General features: G+C 68.2%; 11 protein-coding genes. 4 read left to right on the forward strand and 7 right to left on the reverse strand.

What is annotated here, in order from left to right; translation table 11 throughout:
- The 5 genes from C6A86_RS24170 to C6A86_RS24190 form a co-directional block, all read right to left on the reverse strand.
- Positions 1-963, reverse strand: a complete 963-nt coding sequence (locus tag C6A86_RS24170) for a GlxA family transcriptional regulator (RefSeq protein ID WP_105363063.1) — start codon at positions 961-963, stop codon at positions 1-3.
- A gap of 249 nt (positions 964-1,212) precedes the next feature.
- Positions 1,213-3,360, reverse strand: a complete 2,148-nt coding sequence (locus C6A86_RS24175) for a 3-hydroxyacyl-CoA dehydrogenase NAD-binding domain-containing protein (RefSeq protein ID WP_105363064.1) — start codon at positions 3,358-3,360, stop codon at positions 1,213-1,215.
- A gap of 9 nt (positions 3,361-3,369) precedes the next feature.
- On the reverse strand, positions 3,370-4,578 hold the full coding sequence (locus C6A86_RS24180; RefSeq protein ID WP_105363065.1) for an acetyl-CoA C-acetyltransferase: 1,209 nt from the start codon (positions 4,576-4,578) through the stop codon (positions 3,370-3,372).
- 185 nt (positions 4,579-4,763) lie between these two features.
- A complete protein-coding gene (locus tag C6A86_RS24185) occupies positions 4,764-5,879 on the reverse strand; it encodes an alkene reductase (RefSeq protein WP_105363066.1) in 1,116 nt (371 codons plus the stop codon).
- A 113-nt stretch (positions 5,880-5,992) separates the two neighbouring features.
- Positions 5,993-7,441, reverse strand: coding sequence for a CdaR family transcriptional regulator (locus tag C6A86_RS24190; protein WP_105363067.1), 1,449 nt, complete (start codon positions 7,439-7,441; stop codon positions 5,993-5,995).
- 129 nt (positions 7,442-7,570) lie between these two features.
- Between C6A86_RS24190 and C6A86_RS24195 the strand changes: the two genes are divergently transcribed.
- Positions 7,571-8,668 (forward strand): alcohol dehydrogenase catalytic domain-containing protein, encoded by a 1,098-nt coding sequence (locus tag C6A86_RS24195; protein WP_105363068.1) that lies wholly within the window; start codon positions 7,571-7,573, stop codon positions 8,666-8,668.
- 41 nt (positions 8,669-8,709) lie between these two features.
- On the forward strand, positions 8,710-10,131 hold the full coding sequence (locus C6A86_RS24200) for an APC family permease (RefSeq protein ID WP_105363069.1): 1,422 nt from the start codon (positions 8,710-8,712) through the stop codon (positions 10,129-10,131).
- Positions 10,132-10,140: 9 nt separating this feature from the next.
- Here C6A86_RS24200 and C6A86_RS24205 read toward each other — a convergent pair whose 3' ends face one another.
- Together C6A86_RS24205 and C6A86_RS24210 are read right to left on the reverse strand one after the other, a co-directional pair.
- Positions 10,141-11,055, reverse strand: coding sequence for a zinc-binding dehydrogenase (locus C6A86_RS24205; RefSeq protein ID WP_105363070.1), 915 nt, complete (start codon positions 11,053-11,055; stop codon positions 10,141-10,143).
- Positions 11,055-11,483 (reverse strand): Rid family hydrolase, encoded by a 429-nt coding sequence (locus C6A86_RS24210; protein ID WP_105363071.1) that lies wholly within the window; start codon positions 11,481-11,483, stop codon positions 11,055-11,057. Before C6A86_RS24210 ends, C6A86_RS24205 begins: the two co-directional genes overlap by 1 nt.
- Positions 11,484-11,528: 45 nt before the next feature.
- Between C6A86_RS24210 and C6A86_RS24215 the strand changes: the two genes are divergently transcribed.
- Together C6A86_RS24215 and C6A86_RS24220 are read left to right on the forward strand one after the other, a co-directional pair.
- A complete protein-coding gene (locus C6A86_RS24215) occupies positions 11,529-12,008 on the forward strand; it encodes a MarR family winged helix-turn-helix transcriptional regulator (RefSeq protein WP_105363072.1) in 480 nt (159 codons plus the stop codon).
- A gap of 10 nt (positions 12,009-12,018) precedes the next feature.
- Positions 12,019-13,179 carry a pyridoxal phosphate-dependent aminotransferase gene (locus C6A86_RS24220; protein WP_105363073.1) on the forward strand — a complete coding sequence of 387 codons (1,161 nt, stop codon included), beginning with the start codon at positions 12,019-12,021 and terminating at the stop codon, positions 13,177-13,179.
- The last annotated feature ends 16 nt before the right edge of the window (positions 13,180-13,195 follow it).

Raw genomic sequence — 13,195 nt, forward strand, 5'->3', positions numbered from 1 at the left:
CTACCCAGTGAAGCAACTTCGGTAGTCGCTGGGCGTGGTGTGCATCTGCTTGCCGAAGTGGTGGCGGAAGGTCACCGGGGACTCGAATCCGACGCGCGCCGAGATCTGTTCGATCGACAGATCGGAGGACTCCAGCAGCGCGAGGCTGGCCTGGATGCGCTGTTCGGTAAGCCATTTGATGGGCGTGGTGCCGGTGGCCCTGGCGAACTGACGCAAGTAGCTGCGCCGCGACATCGTCGAGTGCGCGGCCAGCTCATCGAGGGTGATCGGACCGTCGAGATGCTCGATGGCCCAAGCCATTCCGGCGGCGATCCGCCCGTCGGCCGTCGGCTCGGGGATCGGGGTGTCGATGTACTGGGCCTGCCCACCGGCGCGGTGCGGGGAGACCACCAGTCGCCGCGCGACGTCGTTGGCGACCCGCATCCCGTGGTCGGACCGCACGATGTGCAGGCAGAGATCCAACCCCGCCGCGCAACCCGCACTCGTGAGCACCCGCCCGTTGTCGACGTAGAGCGGCGCGGGGTCGACGTCGATCTCGGGATACTGCCGGGCGAGCATGTCGGCGTAGACCCAGTGGGTGGTGGCCGAACGACCGTCGAGCACCCCGGCGGCAGCCAGCGCGAAGGCACCCGAGCAGATCGACACCAGCCGCGCCCCGCGGCCGTCGGCCGCCCTGATGGCGTCGACGAGGCCGTCCGACGGGCGTTGCCGCACATCGCGCACGCTGGGGATCAGCACGGTATCCGCGGCCGCCAGGTCATCGATGCCATAGGACGTCCGCACCGTCGCCCCGCCCAGCATCCGGACCTCGGGTTGCTCCGAGCACAGGCGCACCGCGTATCCGGGTGGCGCGACGCCGGCCGAGAACAATGCTGGCAGCTCGGCCATCCCGAAAATCTCCGCGGCCAGTCCCGATTCGAAGCCTGACATGCCGTCATAGGCGAGAATCGCGACCGTATGCATGTCACTATGTTAACGAATAGCGGCACCAGTGCCACTGTTCGCGCCCGCCAGGCTGCGGCATCGTCGACATCATGACGAAAAAGCACACGCCTTTCCGCACCCTCGCAGCCTTCGCCGCCGGCCTGCACGCCGCCAACGGCCTGGCCCACGGGGTGCAGCCGTCCGCGCACTCGGCGGCACGCACGAAGAAACCCCCGGGCTCGTCGCTTCGAGGACGACTGCCCGGGGGTCTCTGGTCTTACCGCGTGACTACGCCTCCAGCGAGGCGGGCGGGTTGAAGCGGTCGCCGTAGCGGGCGGCCAGTTCCTTGGCGCGGGCCACGAACGCGGCCTTGCCGACACCGAGGGGTCCTTCGTAGCCGACGATGAACTGCGCGGAGCCACCGGTGTACGGCGGGAAGCCGATACCCATGATGGAGCCGATGTTGGCGTCGGCGGTCGAGGTGAGCACACCCTCGTCAAGGCACTTCTGGGTCTCCAGCGCCTCGGCGAACAGCATGCGGTCGATCGCGTCCTGCAGCGGGATCTCGGTGGTTCCCGAGTTGAAGGTCTCCTTCAGTCCCGGCCACAGCCCGACCCGCTTGCCGTCGACGTACTCGTAGAAACCGGCGCCCTTCAGTCGCGAGGGGCGGCCGATCTCGATCATCTTCTCCACGACGGCCTCGGCCGGGTGCGGCACGTGGGTGCCACCGGCCTCTTCGACGCCCTGGCGGGTCGCGACCGCGATCTTGTGCATGAGCTCCAGGTTGAGCTCATCGGAGAGCTGCAGCGGTGCCGCCGGGTAACCGGCCTGCGCGCCCGCCTGCTCGATGGTGGCGGGCTCGACACCCTCACCCAGCATGGCCAGCGCCTCGTTGACGAAGGTGCCGATGACGCGGCTGGTGAAAAAGCCACGGCTGTCGTTGACCACGATCGGGGTCTTCTTGATCGCCAGGGTGTAGTCGAACACCCGGGCCAGCGCCTCGTCAGAGGTCTTCTCGCCCTTGATGATCTCCACCAGCGGCATCTTGTCCACGGGGCTGAAGAAGTGGATACCGATGAAGTCCTCCTGGCGCTTCACACCACTGGCCAGGCCGGTGATGGGCAGCGTGGAGGTGTTCGAGCCGAGGACCGCATTGGGCTCGACGATGTCCTCGATCTCCTGGAACACCTTGTGCTTGAGTTCCTGGCTCTCGAAGACGGCCTCGATCACGAAGTCGACACCGGCCAGATCGGCGGGGTCGGCCGTCGGGGTGATCTTGGCCAGCAGCGCGTCGGACTTCTCCTGAGTGGTCTTGCCACGCTTGAGCGCCTTGGCCTCGATCGCCTCGGAGTACGCCTTGCCCTTCTGGGCTGCCTCGATCGAGACATCCTTGAGCACCACGTCATAACCGGCCTTGGCCGAGACGTAGGCGATTCCGGCGCCCATCATGCCCGCACCCAACACGCCGATCTTGGTGATCGGCACCGGCGCGATGCCCTCGGGCCGCGAGGCACCGCCGTTGATGGCCTGCAGATCCAGGAAGAACGCCTGAATCATGTTCTTGGCGACCTGGCCGGTGACCAGCTGGGTGAAGTAGCGGCTCTCGATGCGGGTGGCGGTGTCGAAGTCGACCTGCGCGCCCTCGACGGCCGCGTTCAGGATCGCCCGCGGCGCCGGCATCGGCGCACCCTTGAGCTGCTTCTTCAGCAGCGCCGGGAAGGACGGCAGGATGGCGGCCAGGCCCGGGCTGGACGGGGTGCCACCGGGCATCTTGTAGCCCTTGACATCCCAGGGCTGCACGCCACCCTCGGGGTTGTCCTTGATCCACTTCTTGGCGGCCGGAACCAGCTCGTCGACACTCTTGACCAGCTCGTCGACCAGGCCGATCTCCTTGGCCTTGGCCGGGCTGAAGCGGGTGCCCTGGCTCAGGACCTCCATGAACGCCTTCTGGATGCCGAACAGCCGCACGGTGCGGGCGACGCCGCCACCGCCGGGCAGCAGGCCCAGGGTCACTTCGGGCAGGCCGATGACGACACCCTTGACGTCGGCGGCGATGCGGTGGTGAGTGGCCAGCGCGATCTCCAGGCCGCCACCGAGGGCGGCGCCGTTGATGGCGGTGACAACGGGCTTGCCGAGGGTCTCCAGCTTGCGCAGGTCGGCCTTGATGAATTCGACCTCGTCGAACGCCTGCTGGGCGTCATCGGGGCCGATGTTGATCATGCCCTTGAGGTCACCGCCGGCGAAGAAGGTCTTCTTCGCGCTCGCGATGACCACACCGGTAATCGAATCCTTCTCGGCCACAAGGCGTGCCACCGCATTGTGCATGGATTCCTTGTAGTGCTCGTTCATCACGTTGGCCGAGCCGGTCGGGTCGTCCAGCGTCAGCGTGACGATGCCGTCGGCATCCTGGTCCCACTGAATGGTGTTCTCTGCCATGACTTTTCCTTAGACCCTCTCGATGATGGTGGCCACGCCCATGCCGCCGCCGACACACAGCGTGATCAGGGCACGCTTGGCGCCGCGGCGCTCCAGCTCGTCGACCATGGTTCCGGTGATCATGGCGCCGGTGGCGCCCAGCGGGTGGCCCATCGCGATGGCGCCACCGTTGACGTTGAGCTTCTCGTCCGGGATGCCCAGATCCTTCTGGAACTTCAGCACCACCGAGGCGAAGGCCTCGTTCAGCTCGAAGAGGTCGATGTCATCGACGGTCAGCCCGGCGCGGTCGAGCACCTTCTTGGTGGCCGGGGTGGGGCCGGTCAGCATGATGACCGGATCGGCACCGCTGGTGGCGGTCGCCACGACGCGGGCGCGCGGGGTCAGACCCTGCGACTTTCCTGCGGCCTCGCTGCCGATGAGCACCAGGGCGGCGCCGTCGACGATGCCCGAGCTGTTGCCGCCGGTGTGGATGTGGTTGATCTTCTCGACCGAGTGGTACTTCTGCAGTGCCACATCGTCGAACCCGCCCATGGCGCCGATACCGTCGAACGCGGTCTTCAGCTTGCCGAGGCTCTCCACGGTCGAACCCGGACGCATGTGCTCGTCATGGTCCAGCACGACGAGGCCGTTCTGGTCCTTGACCGGGACGACGGACTTGGCGAAGTAGCCGCCCGACCACGCTGCGGCGGCGCGCTCCTGCGAGCGTGCGGCGTAGGCGTCGACATCCTCGCGGGAGAAGCCCTCGATGGTGGCGATCAGGTCGGCGCCGATGCCCTGCGGGACGAAGCCGACGCGGTAGTTGGTGTCGGGGTCAGAGGCCCAGGCGCCACCGTCGGCACCCATCGGGACGCGGCTCATCGACTCGACGCCACCGGCGAGCACCAGGTCGTCCCAGCCGGAGGCGACCTTCTGGGCGGCCAGGTTGACGGCCTCCAGGCCGGAGGCGCAGAAGCGGTTGAGCTGGAAGCCACCGGTGGTCTCCGGCAGTCCGGCCACCAGCGCGGCGGTGCGGGCGATATCGCCGCCTTGATCCCCGACCGGGGAGACGACGCCCAGGATCAGGTCGCTGATCAGGTTCTCGTCCAGGTCGGGGAAGCGGGAGCGGAGCTCGTCGACCAGGCCGACGACCAGGCGCACAGGCTTGATCTCGTTGAGGGCGCCGCCGCGCTGCTTGCCGCGCGGCGTGCGGATCGCCTCGTAGATGAAGGCATCGGACATGTGTTGTTCCCTTTCGGGTGGGTGACAGGGGACGTCCATCGGGACGGTAGTCCACTGGACGCGCAGCCTAGCAAAACCGCAAACCAACCTGTTGGTTGGGCGTCTGTTCCTCGATACGCGAATGGCCACTTATCGCACGCCTCCGGGGAGAAAACGTGCAATAAGTGGCCATCGAGCGCCGGGATTCAGGCGGGGCGGGCGTCCGCCAGCTCGTCGAGCGTCGGGTAATCGATGTACCCCGCCGGCCCGGAGGCGTAGAACGTGCTCACATCGGGTTCGTTGAGCTCGGCCCCGAGCACCAGTCGGTCGATCAGGTCGGGGTTGGCCAGCCAGGTCCGGCCCACCGCGACCGCGCTGGCGGCACCCCAGTCGGCCAGGCTCTCCAGCTGACAGAAGTCGGTGCCGGTATCGCGCCCGGTATTGAGCACCAGGGTGCCGCTCCACAGCGCCCGCAGCGCACCGAAGGTCTGAGTGGACGGGTCGATCAACACGTGCAGGTAGGCGATGCCCAGGCCCGCGATGCGGTTCAGCAGGGCCTCGTAGGCGCCGACGGTGTCGTTCTCGTGCATATCCCCCGCGGCGTTTCCGGGTGAGATCCGCAGCCCGACCCGCTCGGCGCCGATCTCGTCGGCGACGGCCTCGACGACCTCGGCGGTGAGCCGGGCCCGGTTCTCCGGGGAGCCGCCGTAGCCGTCGGTGCGCACGTTGACGACATCGGAGAGGAATTCGTGCAGCAGGTAGCCGTTGGCGGAGTGGATCTCCACACCGTCCATACCGGCCTCGACGGCGCGCCGCGCGGCCGAGCGGAACTGGCCGACGATGGACTCGATCTCGTCGATGCGCAGCGCCCGCGGCACCGTCAGCTCTTGCTTACCCGACGGGGTGTGGGTCACCGCGTCCGCGGCGATGGCCGACGGGGCGACGACATCGAAGCCGCTGATCTCGGGATGGGCCATCCGGCCGACGTGCCACAGCTGGACGAACATCTTGCCGCCCTTGGCGTGTACGGCGGACGCGATCTCGGCCCACACCGCCTGGTGGCGGTCGGTGTAGATGCCCGGGGTGTTCATATAGGCACCGTTGGCCTGCTCGCACACCGCGGTGGCCTCGCTGATGATGATGCCGGCGCCGGCCCGCTGCGAGTAGTACTCGGCGGCCAGATCCGACGGGGTGCCATCGGATTGGGCGCGCGAGCGGGTCAACGGTGCCATGAAGATCCGGTTGGCGGCTTCGGTCGCGCCGACGCGCAACGGCGTCAGCAGAGTGGCATCGGGGGCGAGGCGGAAAGCAGGATCGGTCACCCTGGGCTAAGCGCTGCGGGCGGCCGGTTCATTCCCGGTGGTCGGCAACCTCATCCGATCACCACGCGGCCCATCACCGTGCCTGCCATCACCACTGACCCCGCCACCTGACCTCAGCCCAGCGACGGGCTCTTGAGGGCGCGGATGGCCAGCCAGGCGGCCGCACGGTCGTCGGGGCTGGCCATCGACAAACCGGTCAGCTCCTCGATCCGGTGGATCCGCGCCGCCAGCGTCTGCCGGTGCACACCCAGCCGGCTCGCCGAGGACCCCCACGCGCCGTGCTCGGCCAGATAGATCTCCAACGTGCGCGTCAGCGTGCCGTGGTGCCCGCCGTCGTCGCGCAGCGGATCCAGCACCGCCGCAACGCGGGTCATCGCGCTGTGGTCGAGGTGATCCAAGACGTACGAGACGGTGGCCAGCGTGCGGTACCAGACGACCGGGCGGGAGTCGACCACCGCGGTCTCCAGAGCCTGCCGAGCTTCGGCGGCGCTGCGGCCCAACAACTGTGGCGTGGCCGCCGAGCCCAGTCCCATGCGCAGCGGCAGACTTGCGTCGGCGGTCAGCCGCTCCACCATGGCGGCGAGTTCGGGTGCACGGTCGGCTCCGATGAAACCGAGCACCTGCCCGCGCTCGGCGGACACCATGTGAACCGCTCCGACCTCGTCGAGCCAGCGGATGGCTTGCCGTTCCGGGTCGATGGCGGTCGATCTCGACGCGACCGCGAACGCTGTCAGTTCCGGTTCGCGAACTCCCCAGCGGCGCAGCAGCGTTGCGGCTTCGGCGCCGCCGCGCAACAGCGTCGACATCATCACCTCGCGGCCCAGCCGCTCGGTGGCCGGATGGTCTGCGGTGTGCAGCAGCAGATCCAGCAGGGCAGCCACCTGCGAGGCCAGATCACGGCTGCGGCTGGTGGAACCGCGCGCGCCGATGACCAGGTAGGCGCTGACATCTTCGCCCTGCCCGACCGGATGCACCTGCAGCCCGGGATGACGGATCCGCACCCGGCGACCGAACGCCACCGACCCCGCGTCCCGCACGTGCAGGCTGCCCGCGCCGGCGGTGGTGATCACCTCACCGTGTGCGTCGAGAAGCACTGCCCAGCCGTCGATCCGGTGCGCCAGCTCGGCCACCACCGCGACCACCCCACCGCGCCGGGCCACCTGGGTGAGCACCTTGGTCCCGGTGGTGACCCTGCGGTCCTCGGCGGCCTGGTCGGCCGCGACCAGAGCCGTGAGCCGCGCATGCAGCACGTCGGCGGCCAGCTCGGGCACCACGACTGCGGTGATCGCCCTGTCGACGAGGACCGTGCGGAGCGTGTCGGCGGCGGTGCCGCCGGCGATGATCGCGACGGATCCCGCCAGCGACGTCCGCCCGTCGCCGGACGCCAGTGCTGCCGCCCAGTCCATCGGGGCAGCCACCACCAGCGTGGCGTAACCGGGCGAGCTTGCCAGCACCAGGTCGGCCAGGGCCACGCTGCCCTCCACCGGCGTCGCCCCGTCGACGGCACCGGCGATCAGCTCGGCACCGAAATGCTCGGCGATCGCCCGCACGTCATAGGCCACGACCGGAGTGTACAAAATGATGGATCAAGCCCTACCGATCACACTTTTTGCGGCTGTCCTCGGGGCTGTGTGCTCCCTACGATTCGGTGGATTCCCCTCGTCGAGGGATTCCGCCTGTAGAGGAGCACCGTGAAAGCGATCGTCTTCCGAGATCCCGCCACGCCCATCGAGTACGTGGACGTCGACCTGGCCGGCCCCAAACCGGGCGAGGTGCGGGTGCGGATCGCCGCCGCCGGTGTGTGCCACTCGGATCTGCACGTCAAACGCGGCGAGTGGGACGCGCCCGCGCCCCTGGTCATGGGGCACGAAGGGTCCGGCGTGGTGACCGAACTCGGCGAGGGCGTCACCACGCTCGCGGTCGGTGACCATGTGGTGCTCTCCTGGGTGCCTCCGTGCGGCGAATGCCGCTACTGCCGGTCCGGCCACGAAGCGCGCTGCCAGAAGGTCGCCACCGTGGTCGCACCGCTGGGCACCCTTTTCGACGGCACCTCGCGCCTGTCGCGCCACGGCGAGGTCGTCCACCACTACCTCGGGGTGTCCTCTTTCGCCGAGGAGGTCGTCGTCCCGGCGTCCGGCGCGGTGAAGGTGCGCGAGGATGCCCCGCTGGACGTCATCGCGCTGGTCGGCTGCGCCGTGGCGACCGGTGTCGGCGCGGTGCTCAACACCGCCGCTGTCGAACCGGGTGCCTCCGTGGCGGTGATCGGCTGTGGCGGGGTCGGTCTCAACGTCATCCAGGGCGCGAAGCTGGCCGGCGCCAGCCGGATCATCGCCATCGACGTCCGCGACGACAAGACCAAGATGGCCGTGCAGTTCGGCGCCACCGACCGCATCAACGCCGCCGCCGGCGATGCCGAGGAGCAGTTGCGGGAGTTGATCCCCGACGGCGTCGACTACGCGTTCGACGCATTCGGTCACACCGGCACCACCGAGCAGGCCATCCGGATGCTCGGACTGGGCGGGGCGGCCGTCGTGGTCGGTCTGCCGCCCACCGGGGCCAAGGCGTCGTTCGAACCGCTGGTGCTGGCCGAAGCCGACCAGCGCATCCTCGGCTCGAACTACGGATCGGTGCGTCCCTCCATCGACATCCCCGCGCTCGTCGATCGGTACATGGACGGCCAGCTCAAACTCGATGCGCTGGTCTGGGCCAGTCGGCCGTTGGAGGAGGCGGCCGCAGCGTTCGACGACCTGGAGTCCGGCGAAGCGCTGCGCACCCTGCTCATTCCCTGAAAACCCTCGTCGATAACGACTTTCGAATCCCAAGGAGCCGAATGGCCACCGAAACCCCTCCCGTCGACGCCGGCCTGCGGCACGGTGTGATGTCCGGTCCCGAACTGGCCGCACAGGCCATCGCCAACATCGCGCCCAGCGCCGTCATCGCCTTCACCGCCGCGGCCATCTACCTGAGTGCGGGCACCGGCACCATCGTGTCGTTCGCGCTGGCGACGGTGGTCATCTTGTCGGTCGGGTACTGCGTGGTGGTGTTCGCCCGCCGCAACGCGTCGGCCGGCTCGCTGTACACCTATGTGTCCAAGGGCCTCGGGCCGTTCGGGGCCTACCTGGCGGGGGTGGCACTGCTGGTGGGCTGCTGGGGCATCGCCGCCGGCTCACTCGGCGGCGCGGTCTCCTACACCAGCGATTTCCTGATCTCCCTGGGCATTCCGGCGGGCGGTGTCATCTCGACGATCGTGCTCGCGATCGTATTGGGCGGTCTGGCAACGCTGTTCACCATCCGTGGCATCCGACTCTCGGCGCGGGTATCGCTGACCCTGGAGCTGGTCTCGGTCACCATCATCACGGTCCTGCTGGTGCTGGCCCTGATGTGGGCGGGACCGGCGGCCTGGGACCCGTCACAATTCTCGTTCAGCAATATCCCCGGACAGGGTGTGGCCGCGGGCATGGTGCTCGGCATCCTCGGATTCGTCGGGTTCTCCTCGGCCGATGCGCTGGGCCGCGAGGCACGCAACCCGTACACCGCCATCCCCCGCGCCATCATGTGGAGCGCGCTCGTGGTGGGCGTGCTGTACGTGTTCGCCGCCTATACCCAGATCGCGGTGCTCCAGGAAGGGCTGGCCGACAGCGCCAATCCGTTGCAGGACATCGCGATTCTGATCGGCATGCCCTCCTGGTTCAACCCGATCCTGCTGTTCGGTGTCGGCGCTTCGTTCTTCGCGGTGGTGGTCGCCCCGCTGAACGTCGTCGGCCGCATCGTGTACGTCATGGGCAAGGAGGGCGTGGTCGCCGACAGGTTCGGCCGCACCCACGAAGGCCACCTGACGCCGCACCGGGTGCTGCTGATCGCCGGGCCGGCGGCCATCGTCCTGGACGTCGTCCTGCTGGCCGTCGGTGTGCATCCGATGGACATCGTGGTGTGGGTCGACACCTACGCCACCTACGGCTACATGGTCGCCTACTCGCTGGTCGCCGCCGCCTGTGTGGTCTACACCCGGCGCACCGGCCAGCCGAACCGACTGGTGTGGGTCACCGCCGTCATCGCGATCCTGGCAATGGCCTACACCTTCTTCGCCAACGTGTACCCGGTACCAAGCTTTCCGCTGAACATCCTGCCGTACCTGTTCCTGGCGACGGTCGCGGTGGCATTGGCCTGGTACTACCACCTGGTGCGCAACCGCCCCGAGGTCATCGCCCGTATCGGCCAGACCGAGACCGACACCCTGGAAGGCGTTGGCTAGCAGCGCTCCTCAGCTGACCGTGAGCGCCGCCTTGCCGGCCACCCGCCGGCCGAGCAGAGCGTCGATCGCGGCATCGAGGTTGTCCCAGGAATCGCGGTAGCCCACCTGGGCGTCCAGCAGTCCGCGGCCGGTGAGATCCAGCACGTACTGCAGCTCCTCGCCCACCGGCCAGCTCGCCATGAACGACTCGATCCTGTTGTTCTTCCTGGCCATTCGCGCCGCTTCGAGATCGATCACCGTCGTCTGACCGGACGCCGAACCGACCGAGATGACCGTGCCGCCGTCTTCGAGCAGACCGTACGCGTCGGCCAGCATGGTGCCACCGACGTGTTCGAGCACACCGTGCACCGGGGCGACCCCGTCGAGGCCGACCACGATCTCGTCGGCGCCGAGTTCGCGCAGGCCCACTCCGCGCTCGGGACTGCCGACCGCGGCGATCACGTGCGCACCAGCCCGGGCGGCCAATTGGACGGCCAGTCGGCCGACACCACCCGAGGCTCCGGTGACCAGCACGCGCTTGCCGAGTACCGGACCGAGCCGGCGGATGGTCTGGACGGCGGTCACCCCGGCGACCGGCAGCGCGGCCGCCGTGTCGAAATCGACCGAATCGGGGATCACCGCAACGTTTTCCGACGCCAGCACCCGACGTTGCGCCCAACCCTGCGACCAGGAAGCCCCGGCCACCCTGGTGCCCACCGGCGGACCGGATCCGTCGGCGGCGGTGATCATCACGACGCCGGCGCTGTCCCAGCCGGGGATATCGCCGGGGTGTTCGGCGTTGTCGCCGTAGTACACCTCACCGAAGTTCAGCGAGATGGCCTTGACATCGATCAGCAGTTCGTTCGGCGCCGTGGGCACCGGGTCGGGGGCATCGGCGAACGCGAACTTGCGCGGGGCATCGGGGTCGAAGACGATGGCGCGCATCAGTTCTCGACCACTGCGGTGACGCGGATCTCGATGCGCATCTTCGGTGCGCCGAGCGCGGTGACGCCGATCTCGGTCCAGATGGGCGGCCGGTCTGGCATCCACCTACGAAGCTGCGCAAACATGACCTCGTTGTGGGCGTCGAAGTTCTCGTCCGGCTCCTTGAGCACGTGATAGGAGTTCACGTGCACGACATCGCGCCAGGATGCGCCGGCCGCGGCGAGGGTGTGCTCCACGTTCTCGAATGCCCGGATGATCTCGGCCTCCAGTGACTCCGGGAAGTTGAGATCGTCGTCCCATCCGCCCTGACCGGAGATCTCCACCCTGTCGCCGATCCGCACGGCTTGGTGGTAGTGCCGCTCGGCCAGGGCGCTCTGCCCGTAGCCCGGCGTCACGAAGAACTCGATGTCGTTTTTCACTTCACGCATGAAGTTAAACGTACACCCGATGACTTCATGCGTAAAGTCATCCCGATGGCGAGCACCGACGCACCCCAGTGGTTGTCCGACGACGAGAAACAGGCCTGGACCGGTCTGATCTCACTGATCCTGCTGATGCCCGGCAAGCTTGAGGCTCCGCTGCGCCACGTCGACCTCACCCTTTTCGAGTACCTGACGCTCAGTCACATCTCCGATGCCCCGGATCGGCGAATCCGGATGAGCGAGTTGGCGTTCCTGGCCAACGGATCCCTGTCGCGGCTGTCCAACGTGGTGAAACGCTTCGAGCAGCGCGGCTGGGTGACCCGCTTCCCAGACCCCGACGACGGCCGCTACACGCTGGCCGAGCTCACCGACGACGGCCACCGGCTGGTCGTCGAGGCCGCGCCGATCCACGTGCGTGCGGTCCGCGAACTGATCATCGACCCACTCACGGGTGCCGACCTGGCGGCGCTGACGCGGATCGCCGCCAAGCTGCGGGTGGTGCCACCCGGGTTCAGATCCCAGCACGGATAGGGTCGACGCCATGACCGTGCGCAGACTCCAGCCGTACGCGGTGACGATCTTCGCCGAGATGTCGGCACTGGCGGCGCGCATCGGTGCGGTGAATCTCGGGCAGGGTTTTCCCGACGAGGACGGCCCCGCCGGCATGCTGAAGGTCGCCCAGGACGCCATCGCCGAGGGCATCAACCAGTACCCGCCCGGCCTGGGCATTCCTGCACTACGTGAGGCCATCGCCGAGCAGCGCCGCCGGCTGTACGGCGTCAACTACGACCCGGAGACCGAGATCCTGGTCACCGTCGGGGCGACGGAGGCCATCGCCGCATCGGTCATCGGGCTGGTCGAGCCCGGTTCCGAGGTGTTGGTGATCGAGCCTTTCTACGACTCCTACTCGCCGGTGATCGCGATGGCCGGCTGCCACCGGGTCGCCGTGCCGATGGTGGCCGACGGCAGCGGATTCGCCATCGAAGTCGAGGCACTGCGGGCCGCGGTGACGCCCAACACCCGCGCGCTCATCCTCAATTCACCGCACAACCCGACCGGCAGCGTCGCCTCGTCCGAGGAGCTGGCCGCGATCGCCGAACTGGCGATCGCCCACGACCTGCTGGTCATCACCGACGAGGTGTACGAGAACCTGGTGTTCGACGGGCTACGGCACCTGCCGCTCGCGGCGCTGCCCGGCATGGCGGAGCGGACCGTCACGATCTCCAGTGCGGCCAAGATGTTCAACGTCACCGGCTGGAAGATCGGGTGGGCATGTGGCCCCGCCGACCTCATCGCGGGTGTGCGGGCGGCCAAGCAGTACCTGAGCTACGTGGGCGGCGCGCCATTCCAGCCCGCGGTCGCCCGGGCCCTCAACGACGAGGACGGCTGGTCGCTGGCCCTGCGCGATACGTTGCAGGCCCGGCGGAACCGGCTGGCCGCGGCCCTGACCGATATCGGCTTCGGGGTGCACGACAGCCATGGCACCTATTTTCTGTGTGCGGATCCACGGCCGCTCGGATACGCCGACTCCACCACGTTCTGTGCCGAACTACCCGAGCGTGCCGGAGTCGCCGCGATTCCCATGTCGGCGTTCACCAGCGGCGATCATGGTTGGAATCACCTGGTGCGCTTCGCTTTCTGCAAACGCGACGAGACGATGAACGAGGCGATCCGCCGCCTCGGGGTGCTCAAGTCGCGCTGACACGGCAGGATGGACC

The organism is Mycobacterium sp. ITM-2016-00316, from assembly GCF_002968335.2.
GTDB lineage: Bacteria > Actinomycetota > Actinomycetes > Mycobacteriales > Mycobacteriaceae > Mycobacterium.

Excerpts from the sequence above, each read along its gene's own strand:
- C6A86_RS24215 (WP_105363072.1), top strand. The coding sequence starts at position 11,529 with ATGGCGAGCACCGACGCACCCCAGTGGTTGTCCGACGACGAGAAACAG.
- C6A86_RS24180 (WP_105363065.1), bottom strand. The coding sequence starts at position 4,578 with ATGTCCGATGCCTTCATCTACGAGGCGATCCGCACGCCGCGCGGCAAG.
- C6A86_RS24205 (WP_105363070.1), bottom strand. The coding sequence starts at position 11,055 with ATGCGCGCCATCGTCTTCGACCCCGATGCCCCGCGCAAGTTCGCGTTC.
- C6A86_RS24200 (WP_105363069.1), top strand. The coding sequence starts at position 8,710 with ATGGCCACCGAAACCCCTCCCGTCGACGCCGGCCTGCGGCACGGTGTG.
- C6A86_RS24210 (WP_105363071.1), bottom strand. The coding sequence starts at position 11,483 with ATGCGTGAAGTGAAAAACGACATCGAGTTCTTCGTGACGCCGGGCTAC.
- C6A86_RS24170 (WP_105363063.1), bottom strand. The coding sequence starts at position 963 with ATGCATACGGTCGCGATTCTCGCCTATGACGGCATGTCAGGCTTCGAA.
- C6A86_RS24220 (WP_105363073.1), top strand. The coding sequence starts at position 12,019 with ATGACCGTGCGCAGACTCCAGCCGTACGCGGTGACGATCTTCGCCGAG.
- C6A86_RS24175 (WP_105363064.1), bottom strand. The coding sequence starts at position 3,360 with ATGGCAGAGAACACCATTCAGTGGGACCAGGATGCCGACGGCATCGTC.